This window comes from Mesorhizobium loti (assembly GCF_013170705.1).
GTDB lineage: Bacteria > Pseudomonadota > Alphaproteobacteria > Rhizobiales > Rhizobiaceae > Mesorhizobium > Mesorhizobium loti_D.
The window spans coordinates 4,212,220-4,237,986 of the sequence record NZ_CP033334.1; the positions used below are offsets into that span (position 1 = coordinate 4,212,220).

32 protein-coding genes are annotated in these 25,767 nt (G+C 62.3%); 10 read left to right on the forward strand and 22 right to left on the reverse strand.

Annotated features, from left to right (window positions below):
- Nucleotides 1-81: 81 nt before the first annotated feature.
- Nucleotides 82-1,323, reverse strand: a complete 1,242-nt coding sequence (locus tag EB815_RS34270; RefSeq protein WP_081295113.1) for a LysR family transcriptional regulator — start codon at nucleotides 1,321-1,323, stop codon at nucleotides 82-84.
- 72 nt (nucleotides 1,324-1,395) lie between these two features.
- Nucleotides 1,396-1,827 carry an ester cyclase gene (locus EB815_RS20480; RefSeq protein ID WP_065005585.1) on the reverse strand — a complete coding sequence of 144 codons (432 nt, stop codon included), beginning with the start codon at nucleotides 1,825-1,827 and terminating at the stop codon, nucleotides 1,396-1,398.
- Nucleotides 1,828-1,915: 88 nt separating this feature from the next.
- On the opposite strand from EB815_RS20480, the gene EB815_RS20485 reads away from it, so the two are divergent.
- Nucleotides 1,916-2,542, forward strand: coding sequence for a TetR/AcrR family transcriptional regulator (locus tag EB815_RS20485; RefSeq protein ID WP_065005586.1), 627 nt, complete (start codon nucleotides 1,916-1,918; stop codon nucleotides 2,540-2,542).
- 35 nt (nucleotides 2,543-2,577) lie between these two features.
- Here the strand turns inward: EB815_RS20485 and EB815_RS20490 are convergent, their stop codons facing one another.
- From EB815_RS20490 to EB815_RS20505, 4 genes are all read right to left on the reverse strand, one after another.
- The gene (locus EB815_RS20490; protein WP_245303380.1) at nucleotides 2,578-3,399 is read right to left on the reverse strand and encodes an endonuclease/exonuclease/phosphatase family protein; all 822 of its coding nucleotides are present in this window, start codon (nucleotides 3,397-3,399) and stop codon (nucleotides 2,578-2,580) included.
- Between the two features lie 110 nt (nucleotides 3,400-3,509).
- A complete protein-coding gene (locus EB815_RS20495; RefSeq protein ID WP_065005588.1) occupies nucleotides 3,510-4,121 on the reverse strand; it encodes an NAD(P)-dependent oxidoreductase in 612 nt (203 codons plus the stop codon).
- A 59-nt stretch (nucleotides 4,122-4,180) separates the two neighbouring features.
- Complete coding sequence (locus tag EB815_RS20500; protein WP_065005645.1) at nucleotides 4,181-5,038, reverse strand: sigma-70 family RNA polymerase sigma factor; 858 nt, start codon at nucleotides 5,036-5,038, stop codon at nucleotides 4,181-4,183.
- Nucleotides 5,038-5,499, reverse strand: coding sequence for a carboxymuconolactone decarboxylase family protein (locus EB815_RS20505; protein WP_065005589.1), 462 nt, complete (start codon nucleotides 5,497-5,499; stop codon nucleotides 5,038-5,040). Before EB815_RS20505 ends, EB815_RS20500 begins: the two co-directional genes overlap by 1 nt.
- A gap of 248 nt (nucleotides 5,500-5,747) precedes the next feature.
- On the opposite strand from EB815_RS20505, the gene EB815_RS20510 reads away from it, so the two are divergent.
- Entirely contained in the window at nucleotides 5,748-6,551 is an 804-nt protein-coding gene (locus EB815_RS20510) for an SGNH/GDSL hydrolase family protein (protein ID WP_065005590.1), read from the forward strand.
- Nucleotides 6,552-6,613: 62 nt separating this feature from the next.
- Nucleotides 6,614-6,940 carry a hypothetical protein gene (locus EB815_RS20515; protein WP_155772527.1) on the forward strand — a complete coding sequence of 109 codons (327 nt, stop codon included), beginning with the start codon at nucleotides 6,614-6,616 and terminating at the stop codon, nucleotides 6,938-6,940.
- Between the two features lie 242 nt (nucleotides 6,941-7,182).
- On the opposite strand, the gene EB815_RS20520 is transcribed toward EB815_RS20515, so the two are convergent.
- The 3 genes from EB815_RS20520 to EB815_RS20530 form a co-directional block, all read right to left on the reverse strand.
- On the reverse strand, nucleotides 7,183-8,211 hold the full coding sequence (locus EB815_RS20520) for a saccharopine dehydrogenase NADP-binding domain-containing protein (protein WP_065005593.1): 1,029 nt from the start codon (nucleotides 8,209-8,211) through the stop codon (nucleotides 7,183-7,185).
- Between the two features lie 96 nt (nucleotides 8,212-8,307).
- Nucleotides 8,308-8,769: a carboxymuconolactone decarboxylase family protein gene (locus EB815_RS20525; protein WP_065005594.1), complete on the reverse strand. Its 462-nt coding sequence runs from the start codon at nucleotides 8,767-8,769 to the stop codon at nucleotides 8,308-8,310.
- Nucleotides 8,770-8,923: 154 nt separating this feature from the next.
- Nucleotides 8,924-9,823 (reverse strand): LysR family transcriptional regulator, encoded by a 900-nt coding sequence (locus EB815_RS20530; protein ID WP_065005595.1) that lies wholly within the window; start codon nucleotides 9,821-9,823, stop codon nucleotides 8,924-8,926.
- A gap of 105 nt (nucleotides 9,824-9,928) precedes the next feature.
- Here EB815_RS20530 and EB815_RS20535 point away from each other — a divergent pair, with 105 nt between their 5' ends.
- A complete protein-coding gene (locus EB815_RS20535; RefSeq protein ID WP_065005596.1) occupies nucleotides 9,929-10,531 on the forward strand; it encodes a short chain dehydrogenase in 603 nt (200 codons plus the stop codon).
- A 155-nt stretch (nucleotides 10,532-10,686) separates the two neighbouring features.
- Here the strand turns inward: EB815_RS20535 and EB815_RS20540 are convergent, their stop codons facing one another.
- The 11 genes from EB815_RS20540 to trbB form a co-directional block, all read right to left on the reverse strand.
- Nucleotides 10,687-10,917 (reverse strand): DUF2274 domain-containing protein, encoded by a 231-nt coding sequence (locus EB815_RS20540; RefSeq protein WP_065005597.1) that lies wholly within the window; start codon nucleotides 10,915-10,917, stop codon nucleotides 10,687-10,689.
- 1 nt (nucleotide 10,918) lies between these two features.
- Nucleotides 10,919-12,052 carry a TrbI/VirB10 family protein gene (locus EB815_RS20545; RefSeq protein ID WP_432430897.1) on the reverse strand — a complete coding sequence of 378 codons (1,134 nt, stop codon included), beginning with the start codon at nucleotides 12,050-12,052 and terminating at the stop codon, nucleotides 10,919-10,921.
- A 71-nt stretch (nucleotides 12,053-12,123) separates the two neighbouring features.
- Nucleotides 12,124-13,146: a P-type conjugative transfer protein TrbG gene (gene trbG, locus EB815_RS20550; RefSeq protein ID WP_245303385.1), complete on the reverse strand. Its 1,023-nt coding sequence runs from the start codon at nucleotides 13,144-13,146 to the stop codon at nucleotides 12,124-12,126.
- A 2-nt stretch (nucleotides 13,147-13,148) separates the two neighbouring features.
- Nucleotides 13,149-13,832, reverse strand: a complete 684-nt coding sequence (gene trbF / locus EB815_RS20555; RefSeq protein WP_065005600.1) for a conjugal transfer protein TrbF — start codon at nucleotides 13,830-13,832, stop codon at nucleotides 13,149-13,151.
- Complete coding sequence (gene trbL, locus EB815_RS20560; protein WP_065005601.1) at nucleotides 13,832-15,190, reverse strand: P-type conjugative transfer protein TrbL; 1,359 nt, start codon at nucleotides 15,188-15,190, stop codon at nucleotides 13,832-13,834. Before trbL ends, trbF begins: the two co-directional genes overlap by 1 nt.
- A gap of 4 nt (nucleotides 15,191-15,194) precedes the next feature.
- Nucleotides 15,195-15,581 (reverse strand): putative entry exclusion protein TrbK-alt, encoded by a 387-nt coding sequence (gene trbK-alt, locus EB815_RS20565; protein ID WP_065005602.1) that lies wholly within the window; start codon nucleotides 15,579-15,581, stop codon nucleotides 15,195-15,197.
- A 10-nt stretch (nucleotides 15,582-15,591) separates the two neighbouring features.
- Entirely contained in the window at nucleotides 15,592-16,356 is a 765-nt protein-coding gene (trbJ, locus tag EB815_RS20570) for a P-type conjugative transfer protein TrbJ (protein ID WP_065005603.1), read from the reverse strand.
- Nucleotides 16,353-18,791, reverse strand: a complete 2,439-nt coding sequence (gene trbE / locus EB815_RS20575) for a conjugal transfer protein TrbE (RefSeq protein WP_065005604.1) — start codon at nucleotides 18,789-18,791, stop codon at nucleotides 16,353-16,355. Before trbE ends, trbJ begins: the two co-directional genes overlap by 4 nt.
- A gap of 11 nt (nucleotides 18,792-18,802) precedes the next feature.
- Nucleotides 18,803-19,084, reverse strand: coding sequence for a VirB3 family type IV secretion system protein (locus EB815_RS20580; protein ID WP_065005605.1), 282 nt, complete (start codon nucleotides 19,082-19,084; stop codon nucleotides 18,803-18,805).
- Entirely contained in the window at nucleotides 19,084-19,416 is a 333-nt protein-coding gene (locus EB815_RS20585; protein WP_065005606.1) for a TrbC/VirB2 family protein, read from the reverse strand. Before EB815_RS20585 ends, EB815_RS20580 begins: the two co-directional genes overlap by 1 nt.
- Nucleotides 19,413-20,348, reverse strand: coding sequence for a P-type conjugative transfer ATPase TrbB (gene trbB, locus EB815_RS20590; RefSeq protein WP_065005607.1), 936 nt, complete (start codon nucleotides 20,346-20,348; stop codon nucleotides 19,413-19,415). The genes EB815_RS20585 and trbB overlap by 4 nt, the downstream gene beginning before the upstream one ends.
- A gap of 283 nt (nucleotides 20,349-20,631) precedes the next feature.
- Here trbB and EB815_RS20595 point away from each other — a divergent pair, with 283 nt between their 5' ends.
- Nucleotides 20,632-20,871 (forward strand): hypothetical protein, encoded by a 240-nt coding sequence (locus tag EB815_RS20595; RefSeq protein ID WP_065005608.1) that lies wholly within the window; start codon nucleotides 20,632-20,634, stop codon nucleotides 20,869-20,871.
- A gap of 81 nt (nucleotides 20,872-20,952) precedes the next feature.
- Here EB815_RS20595 and EB815_RS20600 read toward each other — a convergent pair whose 3' ends face one another.
- Nucleotides 20,953-21,171 (reverse strand): hypothetical protein, encoded by a 219-nt coding sequence (locus EB815_RS20600; protein WP_065005609.1) that lies wholly within the window; start codon nucleotides 21,169-21,171, stop codon nucleotides 20,953-20,955.
- Between the two features lie 140 nt (nucleotides 21,172-21,311).
- Between EB815_RS20600 and EB815_RS20605 the strand changes: the two genes are divergently transcribed.
- The 5 genes from EB815_RS20605 (at nucleotide 21,312) to EB815_RS20625 (ending at nucleotide 24,782) form a co-directional block, all read left to right on the forward strand.
- Nucleotides 21,312-22,424: a sensor histidine kinase gene (locus EB815_RS20605; protein WP_065005610.1), complete on the forward strand. Its 1,113-nt coding sequence runs from the start codon at nucleotides 21,312-21,314 to the stop codon at nucleotides 22,422-22,424.
- Nucleotides 22,425-22,429: 5 nt separating this feature from the next.
- Nucleotides 22,430-23,173: a LytR/AlgR family response regulator transcription factor gene (locus EB815_RS20610; protein WP_171883306.1), complete on the forward strand. Its 744-nt coding sequence runs from the start codon at nucleotides 22,430-22,432 to the stop codon at nucleotides 23,171-23,173.
- Nucleotides 23,174-23,436: 263 nt separating this feature from the next.
- Entirely contained in the window at nucleotides 23,437-23,901 is a 465-nt protein-coding gene (locus EB815_RS20615; protein ID WP_065005611.1) for a cytochrome P460 family protein, read from the forward strand.
- A 155-nt stretch (nucleotides 23,902-24,056) separates the two neighbouring features.
- Nucleotides 24,057-24,572 carry a hypothetical protein gene (locus EB815_RS20620; RefSeq protein WP_065005612.1) on the forward strand — a complete coding sequence of 172 codons (516 nt, stop codon included), beginning with the start codon at nucleotides 24,057-24,059 and terminating at the stop codon, nucleotides 24,570-24,572.
- 48 nt (nucleotides 24,573-24,620) lie between these two features.
- Entirely contained in the window at nucleotides 24,621-24,782 is a 162-nt protein-coding gene (locus tag EB815_RS20625; RefSeq protein ID WP_171883307.1) for a GntR family transcriptional regulator, read from the forward strand.
- A gap of 6 nt (nucleotides 24,783-24,788) precedes the next feature.
- Here EB815_RS20625 and EB815_RS20630 read toward each other — a convergent pair whose 3' ends face one another.
- The gene (locus EB815_RS20630) at nucleotides 24,789-25,658 is read right to left on the reverse strand and encodes a LysR family transcriptional regulator (protein WP_065005647.1); all 870 of its coding nucleotides are present in this window, start codon (nucleotides 25,656-25,658) and stop codon (nucleotides 24,789-24,791) included.
- Nucleotides 25,659-25,767 lie beyond the last annotated feature (109 nt).

Consider the following 25,767-nt stretch of genomic DNA (forward strand, 5'->3'; position numbering starts at 1 on the left):
CCGTCACGGCGAGAGTTCGATATCACCCTCACGCGGCAGGGCTTCGCGGTCTGCCAGAACACACTCTTCTATTCGAGAAAATCATGAAACATTATTCATAGGCGGGGTCGTTCCGCCGCTATTTGCTTCAACAGCCGGCCAGACAACGCTCTCAACGCCAACTTGCGGTACGTCTGAGTAGTATTCATCCGAGGGGCGGCGCTGGAGATCAGGCGGCCGAGAATGCTGCTCTCTCAGGTATGAACCGTTTTGCCTACGTCGTACATCTCTGGCGATGATCTCTGTGAGGTCGACCAACCGTCTAGCTGCCGGATGGGCCTGCATCCACACCGCGCGAGTTGGCATGACCTTGTTCTCTCCAGCCAGAGGCCGGAAAACAGTGCCCGAGAGATCGGCTGGAGCGCAGGGGCCTGTGACGAGAGTTATCCCGTAACCCATCGCTATAAGATCAAACAAGCTCGTGCGAGAGACGTCGTGGACGTCAGCTCTTAGTTGACCGCCGTGCCGCCCGAGCTTTTTTGTTAAATAGTCTTCAAGCTGCAGGCCTGCTCGAGTGAGCAAGAACGTTTCCTCCTTGAGTTCGCTCCACGAGACGTCGGCTTTGGCAGCCAGCTTATGGCTGGTGGACAGCGCGACGAAAACTGTCTCATTCCACAAGAGCTTCTCGTTATAGCCCTTTAGGTTGACGTTTCCGGTGAGGAAGGCAACGTCGAGCTCGCCCATCGAGAGAGCGTGAAGAAGCTCGATTGAAGCTGCCTCTTTGAGAAGGATACGCACAGACGAATGCTGGTCTCTAAAGCTCCTGAAAGCGCGATGGAGGGGATCGCTTATCGACGACATCAAAATGCCAACTCGAAGATCTCCTTGCTCGCCGCGGTGCGCGGCAGCTGCGAGGCGGACAGCTCTATCGAGCCGCACGGCACCGGCGATCGCGTCCTTCAGGAAACCGGCGCCGGCGACGGTTGGTTTAACTCCGCGTCGATCGCGGTCGAAAAGTTGAAATCCCAGCCTCCGCTCAAGCAATTGGATGCGTCGCGTTACCGTGGATTGCGACAGATCGAGCGTTTGAGCGGCGCGACGAATGCTACCTTGTTCCGCCGCCGACAGAGCGCAGCGGAGATATCTCAGGTCAAGCACGAGGTCGATCGCGGGCTGTCGAAAATCCATCCTTCTCAAGACTGGTGCTGTCTTCCTAATATTAGCGGGAGTTCCGCGACCTTCACGGCATCTGCCTGAACCGCGATTGGACTGGGGCTCTCGGTCGCGGCCGAGCGGCGCTCGAGCGGCTTGCCGCACGTGCTTTGACGGCGACCGGGCATTCATCACTATGTCTGCGATGAGCCCTCGCCTATCGCTCCGTCCACGGGTCGGCGCGGCTACACGCGGCGGCCGCTTTTAGCCATTCTCCAGGGCGGCTTGCGCCGCTTGCTGTGCTCGGATGGTGCGCGGGTCAACTGAGATCCAGGAATCGAGGATTTTCCCGCCCGATACGCGATACATATTGAGGCCCGTCGACTCAAAGGGCTTGTTTGTGGGCTTCAGGTTGAAGAACTGACCCGTATGTACGCCCGTCTCGTGCCACTGGGCTACAACCAGATCGTCGCTGGCGACGAGCGTACGCAATTCGATATGAAAATCTGAATAGGCTCTATGGATATTCTCCGCGGCTGCCGCGAAGCCCGCGGGGCCGTTGCGGCCGTTCGAATGATCCGTGTGCGACTCTGCCACTATTTGAGCGAAGCCGGCCGCATCGTTCCGTTGAATGCAGTCGTACAATTTGCGAACGACCTGCTTGTTCTCGGAGGTATCTTCACTGTCCGCACTCATATTGGTTCTCCTAGTTCCATCTTTCCCATCGCTCCTGTAGCATGGAGCTATAATCAATATAGCAAACTATATCCAATATGGGTGTGCGATGTCAAAGGAAAAATCCCGGTCTTATCGCTCTCCGTCTCGTGCAATGCAGGCCGCGGATACCCAGGCGCGGATCCTTGCTTCTGCGGAACGGCTCTTCCGAGAGAGGGGATTTGATCGCACCACAATCGAGGCAATTGCGACAGATGCCGGGGTCGCCGCCCCGACGATCTACGCCGGCTTCAAATCGAAGCGTGGCATCTTCCTAGCTCTCCTCGACAGAGCGCGCTTTGGCCAATCCTATCAGGGACTTATTTCCGAGGCTAAGAGCGTCGCGGACCCACGAAAACGGCTCGACGTATCGGCCCGGATCGCCCGGCAAATATACGAAGCCGAAGCCAATCTTTTGGACCTCGTCCGTGGCGCGGCGGCGGTTTCACCAGAACTCGCCGCGTTGGTGGGGGATCACGAAGCGCGCAGGCGCGACACGCAACTCCCGCTAGTGCGTGAACTGCAGACTCAGGGATCTTTGCGTCGCGATTTGGACGTCGATCGCGCAGCCGATATCATGTGGACACTGACGAGTCGGGAAGTCTTCAGACTTTTGGTGCGTGAGCGCCACTGGCAGCCCGCCGCTTACGAGGCCTGGCTGGCAGCTGCCCTGCGAAGCGAACTCTGCGGCCAATAAACCAAGTTGCCGCATCGGGACGCGGTCACTGAGACCTAAGCGGCGGAGATTTCGATATCTGCGAGCACGCCGAAGTGATCGCTTAGCCAGAGACCGTCGATTGGCTTGTCGAACGCGAGTTTGATATCGACTACCTTTGCCTTTGCTCGTGGATGAGCGTCCCAGCCGCCGAGAAAAATGTAGTCGATCCGCCGGCCATGCCGAAGTTGTCCGACAATTTGCTCGATAACGTCAGCAGCATTTGGATTTAGGGTGGTCCAAGTCAGACCTTCCCCCTCGCCAGCGGTCGCCCAGGCGTCGTGATAGTGCGCGCTCCTGCCTTCCAGCGACTGGAGACCGGTTAGATACCGAATGCTCGCCGCATCCGGCGAAGAATTGAAATCGCCAGCGATGACGCTCGGCAGTGTCGTTCGATGGCGGGCGTCGAGGTCCGTAACGCCCAGCGCTTGCCGCTCGCGGGCAATCTCAGCATTCAGGCGCCAAGCGGAGGTCGTTCCGATGAACAGAAGATCTCCAAGATCTGGGATCGCCACGGATGCGGCTAGAGTCGCCCAGGGCACATCGTTAACGCCTGAAGTTCGTCCATCGATTACTTCGAGACATTTGTGAGGCCACCGGCTTGCTATTGCCGCGCCACCATATTTTTCCAGGAAGGGAGGCGTGTACCGCTGCAAGTCTGTCTGGTGCGTGACCGAAAAATCTAGCCCCGCTAAAAGCCTGCCAAGCTGATTGTCTTCGTGGGTGCGGATCACTTCCTGCAATGAAATAAGGTCTGGCTGCAATCGAATGATCTCGCGATTGATCATTTCGGTTCGACGTGCGTCCCCTTGATTGTTCCAGACATTGAAGGTCAACACTCGCACGACTCTAGAAGGCATAGGATAATCCTCTCTCAAACCCTCGATATTCCTACCTAGAGATTTGCCAGCGTTGCTTAGAGGGTGTTAGCAGCCGCCAGGCTGGGTAATCACCGGGCGGTGACGGCAACGATCTGTCGACGATGCGCGCCGGTCTCCACCAATTCGAGAAGGAGCGCCGCGAGGTCCGCGCGCTGCATGGACCGCCGGCCCGGCGGCATGGCGCCGAGGTTCGTGCGGAATCCGCTGGGCGGGCCGCCCTCCAAGAGTCGCGGAGGCCGGACGATGGTCCAGTCCAGTGCGCTTTGCTGGAGCAGGGTTTCCATATCTGCAGTGTCCGCAACATACTTCGCCAAAATCCACCGAAGGAAGACGAGCATCGGGTTTCGTGTGGGAAACTGGAGGCCTTGTGAGACAACAATATAACGCAGTGCTTCGCGGCCCTTTGCAGCGCCGATCAGCGCGGCGCTACTGTCACGGAGAAGATGGTCGTCCTTACTGGATGTTTGTCCCAGGCACGAAACCACCCCGTCTTTCTGCGCGAGCAAAACTGCTAATGCTTGGGGGTCGCGCGGATCTCCATAAACGTTGTCCAATCCGGTCCGGGGAGCCAGGTCGCTGCTCTTTCGTATGAGCGCTGTCACGCGGTGTTTGTGGGCGAGCGCCGCCTCAATGAAATGTCGGCCGGTTCTGCCGCTCGCTCCGATGACTAATAGCTGCATCGTTCCTCGCGTTGGCTGGAATGTAGATCATTCGGTCTCTGGACTTTTTGCATCTCGGCCTAGTGTAGGTGTTTGAGTTTGTCTGGGTTGCGTACGACGTAAATCGCGGCAATTTTACCTTCTTCAATGTCGAGGGCGGTCGTTGAGTATTCGCCGTCAGCTTCTTGGCTGACGAAGCCGGGAAGACCGTTGATGAAGCCAACTCGAACCAGTTTCGACACGGTTGCGGCGAACATAGTCGCTAGGCGTGCTTGGAGCTTCATGACTTCCGCTAAGCCGACGACAGGCTCCAATGCCGCGGGACGCTTGCCTCCGCCATCCGCGTGAACGCTGACATCAGCGGCAAGCATCTTGCCGAGTGCAGCCATATCGCCGCTGCGGGACGCGACGTAAAATGCGCGGGCAATTTCGAGCCCTCGTTCCTTCTCGATCTGAAATCGTGGCCTTGCTTCTCGAACGTGGCTGCGGGCCCGTGCCGCCAGCTGGCGGCAGGCTGCGACATCACGATCGATCGTCTTGGCGATCTCGTCGAATGACAACCCAAAGACATCATGAAGCAGGAATGCCGCACGTTCGAGCGGCGTCAGTCTCTCTAACGCCAACATGAGCGGAAGCGTGACGTCGTCGTCTCCGTCATCGTCGACGATTGGATCGGGAAGCCAAGGACCCAGATAGGTCTCACGTTGGCGTTTCGCAGACTTCAGCAGGTCAAGGCAAAGGCGCGTGACGGTTCGTTGGATAAACGCCTCGGGCTCGCGTACCTCAGACCGGTCTGCCCCCATCCATCGGACGAAGGCGTCCTGCACCACATCTTGTGCATCGTGGACCGAACCTATCATCCGGTACGCCACGCGCAGGAGTTTGGGATGCAGCCGCTCGAATATCGCGGCTGGGTCCTCTGGGGCGCCGGGCGCGATCAAGCCGCTTGTGCCTTGATCGCAGCCGGATCGGCCCAACCGCCGAAGCCCACAGCAATCCGATTCCAGCCGTTGATGACGATAATAGTCATCGTCAGCGCCACGATTTCTTCGTCCCTGAAGTGAGCCTTTAGCTCGTCGTAGGCGCTCTCATGCGTGTGCTCGTGAGACAGCCGGGTAAGTGCTTCAGTCCAAGCGAACGCGGCACGTTCCCGATCGCTGTAGCACGGGGCGTCGCGCCAGGCGGCAACAAGATCGATTCGTTGTTCGGACTCACCGTTGCTGCGGGCCATGTAGGTGTGAATGTTGATGCAGTTCGCGCAGCCGTTCAGCTGCGATGCGCGAATCTTGACGAGCTCAGATAGTTGGGGGTCGAAGCCTGAGATGAGGGCGACGGAACTGCGGTGCCACTCCCTCATGAGGGAAGGGGCGGCGGCAAGAGGGTCAAGTCGGACGGTCATGGGCGGACTCCTTTCGTTGGTCCACGCTCATGACGATCGAGGTTGGCGAAACGTGACATCACATCCACAAAAAGGGCGGATGTGGTCAGGGCGGACCGGCGGTTGAACGGCTTCGGACAATAAAAAAAGCGTGCCAATTGGACAGCGCGTGGGAAGGAGGGCGCCAGCATTAGGACCTCGTTGACGATTTCGATATATATAACTATATCGAATCGTGAAATCGATAAACGGGGTACGGAGGCGATCGCATGTCCGGCATTCTTGCGACGCTCCTGATCGCAGGCGCGGGCTTCCTTTGTGTCTTTATCTGGCTCGTCTACATGGCGTTCGTTCGGGCCCCCATTCGTGGGGCCGGGCGCTTATCGACCGGCGATCTCGTCCTCGTCTGTGTGGGTGACAGCCTTACACACGCAACGTTGAGCGGCGATTATGTCGCCTCCCTACGCGAAGATCTCTCCGGTGGGGGGATACAGGTGCTGAACCTCGGCCAAAACGGGGACACGTCGGAGGCAGTCCTTAAACGTGTCGACAAGATTGCCCGGCTGCAGCCGACGTTCGCAACCATCATGATTGGGGTGAACGACGTGCTCCAAGGCAACTCTGGCGCATTGGGGGAAAATCTCGCTGCGATTATTACTCGGCTGAAGGATGGCGGTGCATCGCGCATCGCGCTGCTCTCTATTCCGCCGCTCGGCGAGAATTTGACGGATGAAACCAATCTCTGCATCGCGGGCTGCAATCGCGCAATCGAAGAAGTAGCTGAGCGTACCGGTGTAGATTATCTTCCTATTGGCGAAGCTTTGTCTGCGCAGATCAAATCGGCGCACCGTGAGCGCGATGGCGTACCTGGTCGTGCGTTTAAATTCCCTCTGGGCGGGCTCTTCTGGTCCGCAGCTCAGCACTACATCCTACAGCGAAGCTTTGACGAGATAGGCAGGAGAGCCGGGCTAAAGGTGCACTCCGATAGGGTTCATCTGACCGACAGCTCAGCCGATCTTATCCGACGCCTTGTCAGGGGATGGCTGACGGATTCGGCTAGCTGCAGAGCATAAGCCGCTCATTGACAAGCCAAATACATGGCCGTGCGCCACACCACTAGCAGGAGGAATATTCCATGGCCGATACGAACAAAATTCCAGAAACTACCATCTCGCCAACACAGGCTTCGAACTATCGATACTTGCGCCCAATGAGCGAAGGGGGTGGGCCAGTTAGCGCCGACTTTGAAAAAGCCTTTGCGGAAGTTCTGAACGGATCCGCAAGAGCTGCCGTCCTTAAAAAATATAATCTTACCGAAGCCGATTTCGTCAATCTAAGTGAAGGCCAGAAAAACACTCTCAAACTTGAGATCCAGGCAGGGGCGAACGAGGTAACGAAGAGTTCTTTGTACGGCAAAAATGGAATGCGCTTGGTCGACGGTAAGTGGGTACGACAGGACTAAGCGGTCATGCCGGTCGGACGTTTGGCACTATGGTCGAGCGTGTTCGGCGTGCCTCAACTGGATGTCATCGAGCAGATGACGTACCCTTAGGATGTGCCCCTCCAACGCGAGCACATGTGCACAACCGCGGGGAACTTCCCCGCCTGAGAAGTGAACGTGAGCGGTGATGACGTGTTTGGCTGCAGCCTCCAGCTCATTGGCGATTTCGAGAAGTTGCTGCGCCGTTTCGGAAAGCGCCATGGTCATGAGTCGCCCGACACGTGTGTGAGCTCGTGAACGAAACCGTGAGAACGAACCGCCTCGACTAGCCGTCTGCCTCCGAAAGCTTCACTCGGGCTACACACGCCCGTCTTGGCCGACGGAAGCAGTTCAAGGGCGTTGACCATGAATGGCGCCGTGATTCCGTAGATGTCGTTTCCCGCGGCAGTCACCCGTGTCGTGCCTCGCGGGTCTCGCACATCGACCACCACCGAAAAGGTGCTCTTCGAGCGCGTCTCGGAATCCACCGAGGAGGCCTGCGCGGGGTCAACTGACGCCAAATCCTGGATGGTGCTGAGCGTCATCTTCACAGCGACTCGTTTCGTCGGGAGATGTCGCGGCACGGTCGCAATTTCAGAGCCAGGGTAATCGCTGAGAACCAGCGCCTTGCCGGCTTCAGGGCCGAAGTTGAACTCTTCGACAGCGCGGCTTGCGGCCACCTCCCGAAACGCACCCGATTCAAATGCCAACCGCTTCGTAGATTGGAGCAAGCTTGACGTAAGTTGTGAGCCTCGCGTCGGGATCCAGCCATCCACCTTGTAGGCGATAATCACCTCTTCAATGTTTGGCTTACCTTTTGAGGCAACGTCGGCCAAGGCATCGCCAAGCCCGCCGAAAATGCCCATAACAGGCACCACGGAAACGCCGGCTTGCTTGGCCGCCGTGTTTAGCTCATCAAAAAGCCTCTTGGCCGCCAGCTGCTCGACGGCGTTTGGGTCAAGATAGTGGACCCTATTACGTATTGCGGCCGTCGCTATCGGTAGGCTGGTGTTGCTGTAGGGACCAGCACAGTTCAGCACCGCATCAACGTTGTCCAGCATGCGATCGAGAGACGAGGGGTCGTCGATGTGCGCGGTGGCGGTATAGTTCCTCGACCCAAGGTTTCGGCTAAGCAGTGACAGAGCATCAGCATCCCGGCCGCACAGCACGGGTTCATATCCCCGCGTTACGAGTTCTCTGACCACAAGCGACCCTGTCAGGCCGTAACAGCCGTAAACTGCGATTCTCTTCATGCCGGTTTCTGCACTGAAGGCTGGGGGACTCTGGACCCGCAGGCGACCCGCACCGGCGTAGCGGAGCGGGTCGGGTGCGGGATTGCTCGACGGGCGTCAGGCCGCTTGCGGGCGTGCGTCCGCTGTTGCTCTGAGGCCATGTCCGGCTGCCAGCCGGTTGAAGGTGTTAAGTACGCCAATCACCAAAGTGAGGCGCACATGTTCTTCGTCGGTGAACTGAGCCTTCACGAGCTGATATGCCTCATCCGTAACTCGCGCTTCAGCGACACGAGTCAGGGCTTCGGCCCAACCCAAGGCGGCTCGCTCTCGTGGGGTGAACACATCGGTGTCACGCCAAGCAACCACAAGATCCAGCCGGGGGTCGAGCGGTCCCTCCTTACGGGCCTCTGAATAGTAGAGCTGAAGCCCAGCTGCCGAGCCATTAATTTGAGACGTGCGGATCGCGACTAGCCGGACCAGGTCCTGTTCAAGGCCATTGTCGAGGAGCGTGCGGCCATAATCCATGAGTTGCTGCACGAGTTGCGGCGCAGCGACGAAAGGACTGATGCGAGTGGTCATGTGGTCTCCCTCTGTCTGGATGCGCTACCAAGACGATGCAGACCGCCCGAATGTGACATGGGAACCAATTTTATCGCCTTCGCGTGCTGAGCCGACCTTCACAAAGGCTGAGAATAGCGCTGCAGCCGCCGGGCCCCGACTGTGTCCCAGCCAGCTAACGTCCGACGCGAACCGTTAAAAAGTCGATGAACGCCCGGAGCTGCTTCGGCATTTGTCTTGCGCTTGGGTGATATAGGTAAAAACCGTCGAACGGTGGCGTCCAGTCGGCAAGAAGGCGCACGAGCCGGCCTTCCTCAACCCGTTCTCTTGCCTCCACGTCGAGCAGATAGGCGAGACCAAGCCCTTGCTCCGCTCCCGTCAGCATCATGGCCGTATCGTTTGAGATAAGGGGGCCTTCAACGTCGACCTCCAGGGTCTCACCGGCCCGTTCGAACTCCCAGCGATATACGTTCATGGCTCCTGGCCAGCGGAAGCGGATGCATGGGAATCGGTGTAGGTCGCGGGGACTTTCCGGACCGCCCAACCGCTTAATAAGGTCTGGGCTCGCGACTACCATAGATTCGCGTCGGCCGCCGATACGAACTGCCACCATGTCTTTTTCGAGGGTCTCGCCGAGACGAATACCAGCATCAAATCGGCCCGCGACGATATCAGAAAGGACGTCTTCAATGGTGATGTCGAGCGTCACGGCTGGATGAGCGTCGTGAAACCGTTTCAGATGTGGCCCCAGTAGGTACATCGCAGCAACACGCGAGATGTTAAGCCGCAGCAAACCACCAACTTCGCCCGAAGTGCTGGTCAGTTCGGCTATGGCCTGATCAAATCCGGCGAAGAGCGGTACGATACTATCGAGAAGTGCTTGGCCTTGTTTCGTTAGTGCGACGCTTCGCGTCGTGCGGTTGAGAAGCCGCACATCTAAACGGGCCTCGAACTCGCGCATGCGCTGGCTCAACGCCGATGGAGAAATTCCCAGTGTCCTCGCGGCGCTAGAAAAACTTCCGTACTCGGCAATTGCGGCGAACGCCTTGAGATCGGCAAACTCGCTCCCTCTCATTATGCATCATTTCCTTAAAGGTGCTATCAGATAATAGCGTATTATCTTTTCAAACCAAGCGCGCAATTTTGCTTTCAAACCGTCGAAAGCAGGAGGACGATTGCGATGAGAATCGTTGTGGTTGGGGCATCTGGGACAATCGGGCGCCCGCTATGCGCTGAACTCTCGAAGAGGCACGAGCTTATTACTGCCGCTCGTTCAGGCGGCGATGTGTCGGTCGACATCACTTCGGCGAAAAGTATCGAACAGATGTATCAGAAGATCGGACGTGTTGACGCTTGCGTCTGCGTCGCCGCCTCGGGCGCTCTAGATCGCTTTGCCGACCTAACTGAATCAGAATTACTTGAGAACATGCGTGGGAAGTTCTTCGGCCAAATTAATCTGGTATTGATCGGGCAACGTTACCTCGCCGACAACGGGTCCTTCACGCTAACGACTGGCATATTCGCAGACGAAGCTTGGCCAGGCGTTACCGGCGGCGCCGTCATAAGCGGGGGGCTGCATAGCTTTGTTCTGTCAGCGGCAATCGAGTTGCCGCGCGGGCTGCGCATCAATGCGGTAAGTCCTACAATGGTCGCCGACTCCGTGGAAGATTTCGGCCACCTTTTCCCAGGCATGGAACCAGTAGCGATGGAGCGGCTCATCCGAGCGTATGCCAATTGCGTGGAGGGTGGTGAGACGGGCGGTATCATCAGAGCCTATCGATAATGCGAAGTAGAAATTGCCTGCTCCGTTGCGCCCGCGTCGCCGAGCAGCGACAGCTAGTGCTCTAGATGTCCGTCAAGCCTTTGCCCCCGACAGTCTCAAGGCCGGCGGCTGCTAGCCATAGGGGTTTGCAAAAAGCCCCACTGCATGCCCTTGCTTCAACCCGATGGGCTTGCGCTGTGCTTAGATCTGGCAAACGCGCGATCTGTTGCGATGAACCTTTCGAGCATCGGAACTATCAGCCGGTTCGGATCAATCGGCGAGCTGCCGTTTTCCCGCCCGAGTGCTTCACCGTAGGCGACTAAGTTCCGGTAAAGGGATGCCGGTACTTCCAAGGTCACCTTCACGGGCTTTTCGTCCGGAATTGGACCAAGCTTGAGCTTTACCATGTTAGGCTCCGTAAGGCTCGAGTACCAGATCGCGGGTGACGATCACGCGAACCGGGAAGCCGGGCCGGATCGTGAGCGTTGGGGCAATGTTGAGCTGGCGTCGGACGATCTGCTGGCCAGCGTCGTTGATCGTGTCCTGGCCACCATTGCGGATCGCCTGGATCAGCCGGTCGTCGTCATTGGTGGCCAGTTCGGCGCCGACGCTGAGCAGCGTCGAAAGGCCGGCCGCCTTGGCGAGATCCCACCAGTGATAGTCGACGCCGTCCTGCAAGCCGGCATAGCCCTCGGCGTCGGCGCCGGGTTGACGCTCGAGCACGATGCTGCGGCCGTTCGGGAAGATCAGGCGGTTCCAGACCAGCAGCACGCGGCTTTGCCCGAACTGGACGTTATTGTCGTACTGGCCGATGACGCGCGTTCCTTGCGGGATGAGCAGGATGCGGCCAGTCGGGCTGTCGTAAATGTTTTCAGTGACCTGAGCCGTGATCTGACCTGGCAGGTCGGACCGAATGCCGGTTATCAGCGCCGCCGAGATGACTGCGCCCGCCTGCAGGATGTTAGGCGATGCTGGCGCAGCGATCCGGTCGGCCGCAACAGTACGCCGGTCGACCGGGGCGTTGAGGAAGGCCTGCTGTCGTTCTTGCGTCGTAGGCGTCGCCGCCGGCGGCGCGAGGCCCAGGCTCGTGAGGTCGGGCTGCGCCAGGGGCGGAGTATTGGTCGCGACTGGCACGGCGTTGCGGGCTTCGGACGCTGCAAACAGCCGGCTGGTGCGCGCCGTCTCGATCTCCTGCAAACGGCGCTGCTCCTCCGGGCTCATGCCCGGTTGCGCCGGTGCCACGCCGGGCGTCGGCATGGGCTGGCCGCGGTTCTGAGCGCTGACGATCGGCCGGCCGAGATCGCCGGGTAATGGCGGCCCGAGCTGGGGCACGCCGGTATAGTCGCGCGGCAGGCCTTGAAGGCCGTCCGCCGTCGAGCGGTTGTCGGTCGAATAGAGCTCCTCGGGCGGACGGCCGCCATTACGCGTCTGCAGCGCATAGACCAGCGCGCCGCCGAGGCCGAGGCTCGCCACCAGGCCGAGACCGGCGAGCACCTTGCGCGATAGTCGCGTGACGCGCGGCGCTTCGGCGCGCAACCGCATCGGCGCGGCCGCCGCCGGCGCTGATCCGGTCAGCGGCGTACCGGCTTCCTCTTCTTCGTTCGGCTCACCGTTCACGACGCTGGCCTCCCGTCGGTGCGGGTTATCCGGACGCGCTTCTGGGAGTCGCCCGAGCCGAAGCGCAGCTCGGCCGCCGCGAACAGCCGATCGACGACCATGTAGTTGTTGCGGACCCGGTAGTTGACGAGTTCGGACGTGTTGCCATCGGCGCCGACAACGAAAAGCGGCGGCATCTCGCCCTGACCGATACCCCGCGGAAACTCGATGAAGACCTGCCGGCCATCATCGTATGCGCGCAGCGGCCGCCATGCCGCGCGGTCGCCGCTTACCTCGTAGCGGAAGTTGATGCGCGAGAGATCGACGCCTGTCGCCACCGGCTGGGTCGCCGTCGCCTCGGCGTTTTGACGGCGGAGCGCGATGAGCTGGTCTTGCGGATATTGCCAGGAGACCGAGGCCATATAAGTGCGCTCGGTCGAGCGCAGCTCCATGTGGTACGTGCGCAAATTGGTGTTGATGACCAGATTGGTCATCAGCTCGGCGCGGGTGGGCTTCACCAAGATATGGACCTGAAGCGCCGCGCCGGAACCGCTCTGCGTGTCCCCGATGATCCATCGGACCGTGTCGCCCGCGGCCACCGGTCCTGATCCCACCAGCTGCTCGCCAGGCTGGAGAGCGATGTCGGTGATCTGTCCGACGGCGGTGTAGACTTGATAGAGCGCCCCTTGCGTGAACGGATAGACCTGCATGGAGTTGATGAAGCCGTCGCGCACTGGCTGGATGCGGGCGGCGGCGTTGGCCTGGTTGACGCGGGCCGTGGGATCGACCGGCTCGGCCCCACGCCTAGATTCCTCAACCGGCTTCATCTGGCCCGGCAACGGAAGCGGCTTCGGCAGCTCCACGACCTGGACCGGTGCCGGCGGGTCGGTCGTCTGTACGGCGACGGGGGCGTCGTCGTAGCTGATCTCGGGCGGCTTTTGCACCGTCGCGCAGCCGGCAAGCGCTGTCGCGGAAAGCAGTAAAGCCGCCAATGTGTGTGTACGGAAAGCCGGTTCTCCGGCTTTACGGAAAATCGGCATCGTCATTGTCCAAGCTCCCGTGACCAAGAAATTGCGTTGACGTAAATCCCCAGCGGGTTGGCGCGCAGCCGATCGGCGTTGCGGGGGACTTGGACGACGATGGTAAGGATCGCCGTCCAGCGGGTTGTTTCGGCGAGCTGGCCGTTCTCATAACGGCGCTCGATCCATGCGACACGGAAGCTGTCGGGAGACGCGCGGATGACGCTCGAGACGTCGACGGCGATCTGCTCGCGTCCGACCTTGGCAAAGGGATCGTTCGAGCGCGCATAGTCGTTGAGCGCCGCTGCTCCTCGGTCTGTCGTGAAGTCATAGGCGCGCAACCAGTTCTGGCGCACGATAATCGCGTCCGCCGGGATCGAGCGGACTTGCTCGATGAAGCGCGCGAGGTGAAAGGCGATCTGCGGATCCGTCGGCTGGTAATCGGCCGTCGCCGGTGCGATCGCCTGCGCCTGACCGAGCCGATCGGTCTGAACCACCCAGGGAACGACCGTGCCACGGGCCGATTGCCAGACCAGTGCAGCCGCGAATTCCGCCGAGAGGAAGAGCGAGCCGAACGCCATGTAGCGCCAGTTGCGCGCCTGGACGCGTGCCGAGCCGATGCGGTCATCCCAGACCTGCGCGGCGCGCTGATACGGTGTTTCAGGCTCAGGAGCTTTTCCATAGTGCGTCGAGGGTCGTCGGAACATCAGCGGTCACCTTCGGAGAGATTGATGGATGAGCCGCCGCCGTGGCTATCGCCGCTGCGCACAGCATGGACGGTGGTCGAGACGGCGTGGCTCATCTGTTGGGAGCGCTTCATGCGGCGGGCCCAGGCGGGCGGCTGATCGGCGCCGCCCCCAGGGCTTGGAGCGGCGTCGTTGGCCGCTTCGCCGACGGTGCCCATGGTCGAGGAGCCCCCGGTTGCCTCGAAGGCGGATCGGGCTCCATCGGCGAAGCTGGAACGCATGCTCGACGACGCGCGCTCGGCGGCACGACGCAGAGGTGATATGGCCGCGGACCCGGCGCCCCGCGCTACGCCGCCCAAGCCGCCGGCCACGCCCGAGGCGCCCGTCTGGCCTGCGGCGCCCAGGCTGTATGCGGTTGATGCGCCGCCTGCGAAGGCCGCGCTACCACGGGCTGCCGCGGCTGCACCGCCCGCTAGCGCCGCGCCGCCGGACGCGACAGCGCCAACCGTAGCGGCCCCGGCGGCCACCATGCCGCCAGCGGCAAGCCCGGTGCCGACTGCGGCACCTGCGCCGAGCTGCGGTCCGCCGGAGACGAGGCCATTAGCGATACCAGGGCCGAAGATGCCGAGACCGAGCAGCGTCAATGCCGCGAGCACGATCGCCATCGCTTCGTCGATCGTCGGCGTGCGACCGCCGAAGCCGACAGTGAATTCGGAGAAGAGGCTCGATCCGATACCGATGATCACGCCGAGAACCAGTACTTTGATGCCGGAGCTGATGACGTTGCCGAGCACGCGCTCGGCCATGAAGGCGCTCTTGCCGAAGAGGCCGAACGGGATAAGCACGAAGCCGGCGAGGGTGGTCAGCTTGAACTCGATCAGCGTGACGAAGAGCTGGATGGCGAGGATGAAGAATGCGAGCAGCACGAGCGCCCAGGCGAGCAGCATCACCGCGATCTGGATGAAGTTTTCGAAGAAACTCCAGTAGCCCATCAGGTCGGAAATGGAGTCGAGCAGCGGCCGCCCAGCATCAAGTCCGGTCTGTGCAACCTTTCCGGGCCTCATCATGTCGGCGATCGTGAAGCCGGTCCCGGACGCCTTGAGGCCGAGGCCCGCGAAGCTCTCGAAAATGATGCGGGCCAGGTTGTTCCAATTGCCGATCAGGTAAGCGAACACTCCGACGAACAGAGTCTTCTTGACGAGGCGCGCCATGATGTCGTCGTCGGCGCCCCAACTCCAGAACAGCGCGGCGAGGGTAACGTCGATCACGATCAGCGTGGTGGCGATGAAGGCCACTTCGCCGCTGAGGAGGCCGAAACCGCTATCGATGTAGCGGGTGAAGACCTCCAGGAAGTGGTCGATAACGCCTGTGCCGCCCATGATCTCAGCGCGCCTCGTTCGTGTGGGAGTCGATCGCCGGCGCGGTCTTGTCGACGGCCGGGTTGGGGGCAGGTGGAGGATTCTGTGGTTGCCCTTGCTGGCCGGGCGTCTGCGGCGCCGGCTGCGGTTGCAGGGCTTGCGACGGCTTCAGGAAGCGGTCGCGGTTGTCTGCCCACGCTTGGAGACAGGCAGGATCGTGGGTGCCGGCCTCGCCGAGCTGCTGGCAGCGCCGCAGCTCAATCTTGAGCGGGTCCGTGCCCGTTTCGGTCGCTGCGGCGACGTTGCGATAAAGTGGCGGTTCGTCCTTGCGGGACAGTTCGATGGCCGTCGCCGTGATTGCGAAGGTCACGAAGCCGATAGCGCCGAGACGTGCAAGGATCTTTCCGTCCATCGCCGCGCCCTCAGTTGCTGCCGGGGAACATTTGCGCATTGCCGGGCTGGTAGCCGACGCCCGGCGTGAGGAAACGACGGCGCTGCTCGCGGCCCTGTTCGGCTGCGGCAGATCGCTCGGCCTCCGCGAGTGCCTGAGCCCGGCCATTGGCGGAGACGACTGCGGTGAGATCGGCAAGTTGCTGAGCCTGCAGCGCGAGGAGCTGGTTGCCGGCCTGGGTTGCCTGCAAGGCGCCGGTTGCGCCTTGGCTCTGACCGACAAGCGCCGACATTTGCGTGCGGTTGGTGTCGATGTTGCTGACGACGCCGGCCTGAACGCGCATCGCGTCCTGCAAGCTGGTGACCGTGTTGTTCCAGCGTTCCTTTGCCTGGGCGACGAGCTGTTGGTCGGAGGCGCTCATCGACGCGCTTCCGGACCCGTAGTTGGTCTGGAACGCCCGGTCGATATTCTGGACGTTGTACGCAATGCCCTGCGCTTGCTGAAGGAGTTGCTGGGTCCGCTGCACGGACTGCTGGAGCTGTTGGAGCGACGAAAATGGTAGGCTGGCGAGGTTTCGCGCCTGGTTGATTAGGGACTGCGCTTCGTTCTGCAGAGAAGTGATCTGGTTGTTGATCTGCTGCAACGCGCGAGCCGCTTGCAGCACGTTTTGCGCATAGTTGGTGGGGTCGTAGACGATGATGGCTTGGGCAGGCGTCGCGAACACGGGCGCAAGTGCTGCGGGAGCGACAAGCAGCGACAATGCCAGCCTTGCTCCGCGGGGATGACGCAGTTTCATGACGTTTTCTCCAGGTTAGTGAGGTTGGGGATGAGATCCGCAGCCCAATTGACGCCGCGATGGCGCAGCCACGCGGCGAGGAAGCCCTCGCGCCCGTGTTCGGTGACGATACGGGCGATGGCCGCCTGGTCGGTCTTGGAGGATGCCGCGCAGAGCGCCAGCGCGACGTCCGAGAGCCCTAGCTCGAAGAGCCGGTTGCCGCGGCGGCTCTGGCAGTAATAGTCCCGCTTGGGCATGGCCCTCGCCAAGATCTCGATCTGTCGATCGTTCAAGCCAAAGCGCCGATAGATCGTCGTGATCTGCGGTTCGATTGCGCGCTCGTTCGGGAGCAGGAGCCGGGTCTGGCAGCTCTCGATAATGGCCGGTGCGATCGCCGAGCCGTCGATGTCGGAGAGCGACTGTGTAGCGAAGACGACGCTGGCGTTCTTCTTGCGCAGCGTCTTCAGCCACTCGCGGAGCTGGCCGGCGAAGCCCTCGTCGTCGAGGGCAAGCCAACCTTCGTCGACAATGATCAGGGTCGGCTCGCCGTTCAGCCGGTCCTCGATGCGGTGAAACAGATAGGAGAGAACCGCCGGGGCCGCAGCCGCTCCGATCAAGCCATCCGTTTCGAAGGCCTGGACGGTGGCGATGCCGAGATGCTCGCTCTCCGCGTCGAGCAGACGGCCATAGGGCCCGCCGACGCAATATGGGCGCAGCGCCTGTTTGAGATCGTTCGACTGCAGCAGCACTGACAGGCCGGTCATCGTGCGTTCGGCCGTGGGCGCGCTGGCCAGCGACGACAACGCGGTCCAGATCAGTTCCTTGACCTCGGGAGTCACAGGAATGCTCTCGCGCATCAGGATCGCGACGATCCAGTCGGCGGCCCAGGCACGTTCGGCTGCCTCGTCGATCCGGGAGAGCGGCTGAAGCGCGACGCTATCGGCCGAGCCCTCAGTCAACCCACCGCCCAGATCGTGCCAGTCGCCACCCATGGCGATCGCGGAAGCGCGGATCGAGCCGCCGAAGTCGAAGGCGAAGACCTGCGCACCGGCGTAACGGCGAAACTGCAGCGCCATCAGCGCCAGCAGCACCGACTTGCCCGCGCCGGTTGGACCGACCACCAAGGTGTGACCGACGTCGCCGACGTGAATGGAGAACCGGAACGGGGTGGACCCTTCGGTCTTGCCGTAAAGCAAGGGGGGCGCACCAAAGTGCTCATCCCGTTCCGGCCCCGCCCACACCGCCGAAAGCGGGATCATGTGGGCGAGATTGAGCGTCGAGATCGGCGGCTGGCGGACATTGGCATAGACGTGGCCCGGCAGCGATCCGAGCCAGGCGTCGGCCGCGTTGATCGTCTCGGGCATCGCGGTGAAGTCGCGCCCCTGGATCACCTTTTCGACGAGACGGAGCTTTTCCGACGCGACGCGGGGATCGTTGTCCCAAACGGCAATCGTGGCTGTGACATAGGCCTGACCGGCATAGTCGGCGCCGAGTTCCTGCAACGCCAGATCGGCATCAGCGGCCTTGTTGGCGGCGTCGGTGTCGACCAGGGCGCTCGCCTCATTGGTCATCACCTCCTTGAGGATCGCAGCGATCGACTTGCGCTTGGCGAACCACTGTCGGCGGATCCTGGTCAGCAGCTTGGTGGCGTCGGTCTTGTCGAGCAGGATCGCCCGCGTCGACCAGCGATACGGAAAGGCGAGCCGGTTGAGATCGTCGAGGATGCCGGGCGTCGTCGCGGTCGGGAATCCGACGATTGTCAGGATACGCAGATGCGCCTCGGCAAGGCGCGGCTCCAAGCCGCCGGTAAGCGGCTGATCGGCGACCAGCGCGTCGAGATACATCGGCGTCTCGGGAACGCGCACGCGGTGGCGCTTCGTGGAGACGGTCGAGTGCAGATAGGTCAGGGTCTCGACATCATCGAGCCACGCGCATTCCGGCATGAAGGCTTCGACGAGTTGCAGGATGCGGTCGGTGCGGTCGATGAAGCCGCGTAGCGCTTCCCAGGCGTCCACGCCGCGCTCAGCCCTGCCTTCGTAAAGCCACCTCTCGGCGCGCGCGGCCTCCTCAGCCGGCGGCAGGAAGGTGAAGGTGAGGAAGTAGCTCGACTCGTAGTGCACGGCATCCTCCTCGAAGTCGGCCTTGCGCTCGGCATCGACCATGGCCGAGGCGGCGTCGGGAAAGCGGCTCGCTGGATAGGCGCCGACGGCATGGCGCTGCGCCTCGACGAAGATCGCCCAGCCGCTGCCAAGGCGGCGGAATGCGCTGTTGAGGCGGCCCGCGACGGCGACGAGCTCGGCCTGCACGGCGGAGTCGAGATCGGGTCCGCGGAAGCGCGCGCTACGCTGGAACGAGCCGTCCTTGTTGAGGACGACGCCGGGCGCGACCAGCGCAGCCCAGGGCAAGAAGTCTGCAAGGCGGGTCGAGGTGCGGCGATATTCGGCAAGGTTCATCATGGGGGCCCGCCTCAGACGTTCAGGTGACCGGGGATGCGGAGATGCTGGCGGCCGACGTCGACGAATTGCGGATCCCGCTTTGCCGCCCAAACTGCTGCGAAATGGCCGATGGCCCAGAGACCGAGGCCGACCAGCCAGAGGCGAAGACCGAGACCGAGAGCGGCGGCCAACGTGCCGTTAAGGATGGCGATCGCCCGAGGCGCCCCGCCGAGCAGGATGTGCTCGGTCAACGCCCGGTGGACCGGGACGGTGTAGCCCGGCACGTCGCCGCCGCTCTCGATCAGGCCCGCCATCAGACGAGCGCCCCACCGCCGAACGAGAAGAAGGATAGGAAGAAGCTCGACGCCGCGAAGGCGATCGACAGTCCGAAGACGATCTGGATCAGGCGGCGGAAGCCGCCCGACGTGTCGCCGAAGGCGAGCGTCAGGCCGGTGACGATGATGATGATCACCGCGATGATCTTGGCGACCGGCCCTTCGATGGATTCGAGGATCGATTGCAGCGGTGCTTCCCACGGCATCGAGGAGCCGGAAGCGTGGGCGGCAGGGGCCAGCAGTACACTAGCCAGAATGACGGATGCGGTCGTCGCCACATGGCGACGAAAATGCAGGGCACGGCGGATCATGCAGGTTCTCCTTCGGGGGGCTGGGTTGCGGGGCGGACGAGGTAGTCGCCATCGGGGTTGAGCCCTTCGACGCCACCGAGTTCGGCCAGGCGCCGGGTCGAGCCGCGGCCCGAGAGGACCGCGACGAGATCGATCGTCTCGGCGATCAGCGCGCGCGGGACTGTGACGACGGCTTCCTGGATGAGCTGCTCGAGGCGGCGCAGCGCGCCGAGCGCCGTGCCGGCGTGAATGGTGCCGATCCCGCCGGGGTGGCCGGTGCCCCAGGCCTTGAGCAGGTCGAGCGCTTCGGCGCCGCGCACCTCGCCGATCGGAATGCGGTCGGGGCGCAGGCGCAGCGAGGAGCGGATAAGGTCGGAGAGCGTCGCGACGCCGTCTTTCGTGCGCATGGCGACGAGGTTCGGCGCGGCGCATTGCAGCTCGCGAGTGTCCTCGATCAACACCACACGGTCGGAGGTCTTCGATACTTCGGCGAGCAGCGCGTTGGTCAGCGTCGTCTTGCCGGTCGAGGTGCCGCCAGCCACGAGGATGTTGCGGCGATCGGCGACCGCCTGGCGCAAGATGTCCGCCTGCGCGGCGGACATGACGCCCGTCCAGACGTAGTCATCGAGGGTGAATACCGCGACGGCCGGCTTCCGGATCGCGAAAGCCGGCGCCGCCACCACGGGCGGCAGCAGACCCTCGAACCGCTCTCCCGTCTCCGGCAGCTCGGCTGAGACGCGCGGATTGCCGGCATGGACCTCGGCGCCGACATGGTGGGCGACCAGACGGACGATGCGCTCGCCGTCGGCTGCCGAGAGCCGCTCGCCCGTGTCGAACAGGCCTTCCGAGAGGCGGTCGATCCAGAGGCGGCCGTCGGGGTTGAGCATCACCTCGACGACATTGGCGTCTCCAAGAAAGCCGGCGATGGCGGGGCCGAGTGCGGTCCGCAGCATGCGGGCTCCGCGAAGTATCGCCTCAGATTTCTCGGAAGAACTGGCCACCTCGTCCCCGTTCTTTGCGGGACCGCGTCAGGCCGTCCCTGGATCGGGGATGATTAAGAGAACCGGATGCCGGCGCTCGGCAACAGTAAGGAGGGCGTAGTAGTAGCCCAGCGTGCAAAGACAGGCGGTTGGCGGAGTCGACGAATTCTTGAGTTGCTACAATCGCTGCTTACCGCGCGTCGCGCAGGCGCTCGATAAACGGTTTCACTAATCTAGGGCGCCGACGTCGCGCTCCATGCGCGTCCGCGGCGAACTGACCGGCGCGGCCAAGGGCAGCTTCACCATCCATCCCGGCATCACCGAGTTCAAAGGCAAATGGTTTATGTTCCTGCACAATGCCACGCTGACGATCGGCAATCAGAAGGGAGCGCTCGGTCGCCAATCGGTGACCGTCGAACACCTCGACTATATTCCCGGCGGCACGATGAAGCCGGTCGTCCAAACCGGCAGGGGAGTCTCGGTGCCGGCGAGGTAGCCGGAGCCATGGTTGCGGGCGACGAAGCCGTGGCGGCGCCGTCGCGCGCGCGTGCGAGGCAACGTCGTGCCGGGATTGTAATCATGGCCTGGAAAACCCAGGATCCCGCCGCATGCTGTCGCTATGGACGGCGAAGGTCACGGCATGGGTCTTGTCGGTGGCGGTGTCGTCGACGCTAACGCTCGCTGTGAACCGCCGCACAGACTGGGCGTTGCGCACCTCCAGCCGGCCGTTGACGAGCACGCCGATGCTGTCCACCGCCGGCTTCGCGCGGCCGGCAACCCATGACTGGTCGAACAATCCAGGCCCCACTAGCCCGGCGCCGACCACGTAGGATGCTGTTCACCGACCGAGGACGCGCGTTCGCCGAATTGCCCGCGCATCCGCCGGCGAACTCACTTTGGAGTTGTGCGGCGCGCATTTGCAGCGAGGATAAACCCATGAACGACACCGGCGCGCCAGACGGGGAAGCGGTCGAAGCCGATCAATGGGCCGATGGCGACCTCGACGCGCCGCATTGGAGCCGATCGCTCGCGCTTTCGGTCCTGGGCGGCATCGCCGCGACCGGCCTCCTCGCGCCGATCTACATGTTCGAGGGCGTCCCCCGGTGGCGGGCGTTCACGGCCGCCTTCATTCTCGCGATGCCGGGTGCACTGCTCGTGTGGATCGCCTTGCGTTTCTCGAAGCGGATGCGCGGGCGCACCGCGCCCTCCTTCGCCATTCCCGCGCATGTGGCTGGGGCCCTGATCTTCGCGTTCGCCTGGGCGGCCACCATCTACCTGCTGCTCCTCGCTGCCGAGGCAAAGAGCGCTGCCAACTATCTGCGCAACTTCGCGCCGTGGCAGATGCTCGATGGCATCCTGCTCTACGCCGCCGCGGTCGGGATCGAGCAATCCATATGGACGCGGCGGCGCCTCGACCGTCAAAGGCTCGCGACCACAAGGGCGCAACTCCACGCACTGCGCGCCCAGCTCAATCCGCATTTCTTGTTCAACGCATTGAACTCGATCATCCAGCTCGCGGAGGAAGACACCGTCGCCACGCAGTCGGCGCTCGAGCGCCTGTCGGAGCTTCTTCGCCATGCCACGCGCACCAGCGGCGGCGGGCGGATCGATGTGACGTTGCGCGACGAACTCGGCTTCATCCGCAACTATCTCGCGCTCGAGCAGCTGCGCCTTGGCGATCGGCTTCGGGTCGTCGAGGCGATAGAGGAGGAGACGCTGGACCGGCTCGTGCCATCGCTCATCCTGCAACCCATCATCGAGAACGCGATCCTGCATGCGATCGCGCCACGCAGGTCCGGCGGGACGGTGCGGCTACTGGCCCATCTCGATCGCCAGAGCCTGATCGTCGAGATCCGGGACGACGGGCCCGGCTGCGATCCGGAGGCATTAAATCGATCACCCGGCATGGGCCTGAATATCGTCCGCCGTCAGCTCGAAATCCGCTTCCCGGGACAGAGCGAATTGCGGATTGGGCGCGCGCCGCAGGGCGGGACATGCGTTCGGCTCTCGCTTCCGGCACACCGACAGGCACCGGGCGCGTCATGGTGATGCGCTTGTTCATTGCCGATGACGAGGCGCTCGCGCGCAGGCGGTTGCGATCGGTCGCGGCCAAGCTGGACTGGCTGACCATCGTGGGCGAGGCCGCAGATGGCGGTGCGGCCTATGACGGGATCGTCCGCCTTCGTCCCGACATCGTCCTGCTCGACATCCGAATGCCGGAAGTGTCCGGACTCGACGTGCTCGCGCGCCTGAGGGAGCTGGACCGGGTCCCGGCCGTCATCCTGACCACCGCGCATGACGAGTTCGCCGTGCGTGCGTTCGAGCTCCAGGCGCTCGATTATGTGCTCAAGCCGATCGTGGCCGAACGGTGCGTGGCCGCGCTGCAGCGCGCCCGGCGGGCGATCGAAATGGGGCAGGCCGAGGCGATGCTCGCGCGCGCGCAGCAAATCTTCGGGCCCGATCCCGCACGCCCGCTCGAACGGATCCTCGTTCGCAGCGGCACCGCGCTGATACCGGTCAGCCTGGCGGCCATCATGAATATCGAGGCGCAGGACGATTATGTGCTGCTCCACGGCGCGGACCGCGATTATCTCGCCAGCATCCGCATGCGCGAGCTCGAACACCGGTTGCCGAGCCCGCCCTTCATTCGCGTGCATCGTTCGCACATCATTAATCTGGATCATGTCGCGCGCGTCGCGCGGGGGATCGACGGACGCCTGAGCGTCACGATGACCAGCGGCGCGACCATTTCGGTGAGCCGCGATCGCGCCGGAGAATTGCGACGCCTGGCGCGGTGAATGCCTCCGTAAAACGCGCGTCCCCGCTCACGTCATCGCGAGGCGCGAAGCGCCGTGGCGATCCAGGCCTGCCGGACTGGATTGCCGCGCTCCTGCGGGGTCGCAAAGACGATGGTAGGCAATTGGCTCAATCGTGACGCGATTTCGCCGAACGGATCCGGCCCTTGGCCGAATGCCGATGGCTCTCCTTTGTCGCTACGAGCAGCAGGTTCCTTGCGGGTTCGGCCGACGGACCGTGCTTTTCGACAGGGGCAGGGGAGCTCATGACCAAGCTCAAATTTCTGATCCTTCCCGCGGCGCTCATGCTCGTCGGGGCGGCGACGGGAGCTGCCGAGGAAATCCCATTTCCCGACGGCTATCGCGGCTGGACGCACATCCGGAGCGCCGTCGTGGGACCGACCAGCGGGGCCTTCAAGCGCTTCGGCGGGATGCACAGCATCTATGCCAACCCGGCTGCCATGGACGGCTATCGATCGGGACACTTCCCCGACGGATCGGTGATCGTGTTCGACAATCACGAGACGCTCGCCGCTCAGGGCGCCGAGTTCCCCGGCCGGCGCCGCTTCATCGACCTGATGGTGAAAACGGATGGATCGTGGCGCTTCGGGGAATTTGCCGGCGACAGCCGCTCCGAGCGAAACGTGACGGTGGCGCAAGGCGAAACGCAATGCGCGGCCTGCCATGCGCAATCGCCGACCGACCACGTCTACAGCCGATATGGCCCATGATCAGGCGATCGGAATCTGGCCACGCGCCTGCCGGCGCGGATGCCATCGAGGTGCGATCCACTGCCTGAGAGACTCAGATCGAGAATGAGACGTCCTGGATCTGCCTCACGCACGATCCCGGCCTGCGCTACTACCTGACAAGGATTGGAAAGGTGATGACTGACAGCAATGTAAAAGACGGAACCCACAGCCGGGCACTGGCCACGATCTTGATCGCCGGGGGAACCGCCGGCGCGATCGACTTCATCTACGCCTCGACCATGATGATGATGGCGGGGCAGCCCGCGATGCGGGCCTGGATGGGCGTGGCTGCGGCATTGTTCGGGAAGGAGGCTGTCATTCAGGTCGGTACGCCGATGGCTGGCGTCGGGGCTGCGCTGCACTTCCTCATCACTATCAGCGCGGCGGCGATATTTTACTTGGCCGCAGTGCGCCAGCCGCTTCTTCTCAAACATCGATTGGTATCGGCAATCGTATTCGGCACGCTCTTCTTCCTGGCGATGAATTATGTGATCGTCCCGCTCTCATTGATCGGCCGCCCGATCTATGTGGGCGCGGTCAGGATAGCTCGGGAGTTGATCACCCACATCATCGTAATCGGCGTTCCGATCTCGCTAATCACGGCCTCGCGCCTGAGCGTGAAAGATCACTCCGATTTGGTCGCCGGCTAAAGTCGGCGGTGAGAGCCAACCGAACCATTCTTGATGGAGTCCCGCGCGTTGGAAAGCGAAGCTGGCGCGGGCGTCGAACATGATTTTGTGATGCCACAGACCTCGCCGAAATATCGCGAAATCTACAGGCGTATTCGCGAAACCATAGAGCGCGGTGTGCTGCGGGCAGGCGCCCCGCTGCCATCCGCAGGTACGCTCGTGCAACTCTAAGCTAGCCTATCTAACGGATAGGTCTCGATTTTCCGAGACGACAGCCGTAGTGAAATCCATCACGGCACGAATTGTCGGCGTGTTGCGCAGGTCGCGGTGTACCGCGAGCCAAATATCGCGCGAGAACGATGGCACATCGTGGTCGATCCGGATGAGATCGCGATCCTGTTGGCCGAGAAAGCAGGGCAGACCAGCTACGCCTACGCCGGCCCTCACGGCGATCAGGTGTTCGCTGATCTGATTCAACTCGCATACCACGGGGCGATCTCCCGCCATTCTAAGCAGCCACTGCTGTTGCGGCATGTGTGCGAAGCTCGGATCGAAGGCAACGAATTGCCACCTTTCGGGTGCCGTCAGTTGGGGATACGAGCGGTGGGCGTAGAGCCCGTAAGGCATCGTGCCGATCTTTCTTGCTACGCTGTTTGCCTCATTCGGCTTTACGAGCCGTAGGGCGACATCGGCTTCACGACGGCTTAGTGAGACCTGCTGTCCTTCTGCGGAAAGCGAAAGCCTGATATCGGGGTAAGCGGCCCGGAAGCGTGGCAGCTGCGCGGCCAGAAGATGCGCGACCAGTACGGGCGGTGCGCTAAGCTTAATTCGCCCACTGAGGGGGGCATGAGCGGCCTTTGCAAGGCGGAGGATGCCGTTCGCACCCGCCTCCATCTCGACTGCTCGCTCGAGTACTTGTCGGCCAACCGGAGTGAGACGGCTCGACCGGGGGAGGCGGTCCACCAGCCGGACATTCAGCGCGGCTTCTAGCGCGGCGAGCCTCCGGCTGATTGTAGCATGGTCCACTCTCAAGCTTCGAGCGGCTCCCGAAAGCGTCCCGTGCTGCGCCACTGCCAGAAAATGGCGGATGTCTTCCCAATCGACCATCTGTGCAAAATCCCGGAGATCAGTGGCAATTATACCGAATTTCCGCATAGAGCGCGACGGCGTAATCTTTGAGCTGAGAGAAACGATGGCGGTATGACCAAGGGCCGAA

Coding starts and splice junctions, on each gene's coding strand:
- EB815_RS34270 (WP_081295113.1), bottom strand. CDS start 1,323: ATGAATGCCCGGTCGCCGTCAAAGCACGTGCGGCAAGCCGCTCGAGCG.
- EB815_RS20480 (WP_065005585.1), bottom strand. CDS start 1,827: ATGAGTGCGGACAGTGAAGATACCTCCGAGAACAAGCAGGTCGTTCGC.
- EB815_RS20485 (WP_065005586.1), top strand. CDS start 1,916: ATGTCAAAGGAAAAATCCCGGTCTTATCGCTCTCCGTCTCGTGCAATG.
- EB815_RS20495 (WP_065005588.1), bottom strand. CDS start 4,121: ATGCAGCTATTAGTCATCGGAGCGAGCGGCAGAACCGGCCGACATTTC.
- EB815_RS20505 (WP_065005589.1), bottom strand. CDS start 5,499: ATGACCGTCCGACTTGACCCTCTTGCCGCCGCCCCTTCCCTCATGAGG.
- EB815_RS20510 (WP_065005590.1), top strand. CDS start 5,748: ATGTCCGGCATTCTTGCGACGCTCCTGATCGCAGGCGCGGGCTTCCTT.
- EB815_RS20515 (WP_155772527.1), top strand. CDS start 6,614: ATGGCCGATACGAACAAAATTCCAGAAACTACCATCTCGCCAACACAG.
- EB815_RS20520 (WP_065005593.1), bottom strand. CDS start 8,211: ATGAAGAGAATCGCAGTTTACGGCTGTTACGGCCTGACAGGGTCGCTT.
- EB815_RS20525 (WP_065005594.1), bottom strand. CDS start 8,769: ATGACCACTCGCATCAGTCCTTTCGTCGCTGCGCCGCAACTCGTGCAG.
- EB815_RS20530 (WP_065005595.1), bottom strand. CDS start 9,823: ATGAGAGGGAGCGAGTTTGCCGATCTCAAGGCGTTCGCCGCAATTGCC.
- EB815_RS20535 (WP_065005596.1), top strand. CDS start 9,929: ATGAGAATCGTTGTGGTTGGGGCATCTGGGACAATCGGGCGCCCGCTA.
- EB815_RS20540 (WP_065005597.1), bottom strand. CDS start 10,917: ATGGTAAAGCTCAAGCTTGGTCCAATTCCGGACGAAAAGCCCGTGAAG.
- EB815_RS20545 (WP_432430897.1), bottom strand. CDS start 12,052: ATGCGGTTGCGCGCCGAAGCGCCGCGCGTCACGCGACTATCGCGCAAG.
- trbG (WP_245303385.1), bottom strand. CDS start 13,146: ATGCCGATTTTCCGTAAAGCCGGAGAACCGGCTTTCCGTACACACACA.
- trbF (WP_065005600.1), bottom strand. CDS start 13,832: ATGTTCCGACGACCCTCGACGCACTATGGAAAAGCTCCTGAGCCTGAA.
- trbL (WP_065005601.1), bottom strand. CDS start 15,190: ATGGGCGGCACAGGCGTTATCGACCACTTCCTGGAGGTCTTCACCCGC.
- trbK-alt (WP_065005602.1), bottom strand. CDS start 15,581: ATGGACGGAAAGATCCTTGCACGTCTCGGCGCTATCGGCTTCGTGACC.
- trbJ (WP_065005603.1), bottom strand. CDS start 16,356: ATGAAACTGCGTCATCCCCGCGGAGCAAGGCTGGCATTGTCGCTGCTT.
- trbE (WP_065005604.1), bottom strand. CDS start 18,791: ATGATGAACCTTGCCGAATATCGCCGCACCTCGACCCGCCTTGCAGAC.
- EB815_RS20580 (WP_065005605.1), bottom strand. CDS start 19,084: ATGGCGGGCCTGATCGAGAGCGGCGGCGACGTGCCGGGCTACACCGTC.
- EB815_RS20585 (WP_065005606.1), bottom strand. CDS start 19,416: ATGATCCGCCGTGCCCTGCATTTTCGTCGCCATGTGGCGACGACCGCA.
- trbB (WP_065005607.1), bottom strand. CDS start 20,348: ATGCTGCGGACCGCACTCGGCCCCGCCATCGCCGGCTTTCTTGGAGAC.
- EB815_RS20595 (WP_065005608.1), top strand. CDS start 20,632: ATGCGCGTCCGCGGCGAACTGACCGGCGCGGCCAAGGGCAGCTTCACC.
- EB815_RS20605 (WP_065005610.1), top strand. CDS start 21,312: ATGAACGACACCGGCGCGCCAGACGGGGAAGCGGTCGAAGCCGATCAA.
- EB815_RS20615 (WP_065005611.1), top strand. CDS start 23,437: ATGACCAAGCTCAAATTTCTGATCCTTCCCGCGGCGCTCATGCTCGTC.
- EB815_RS20620 (WP_065005612.1), top strand. CDS start 24,057: ATGACTGACAGCAATGTAAAAGACGGAACCCACAGCCGGGCACTGGCC.
- EB815_RS20630 (WP_065005647.1), bottom strand. CDS start 25,658: ATGGTCGATTGGGAAGACATCCGCCATTTTCTGGCAGTGGCGCAGCAC.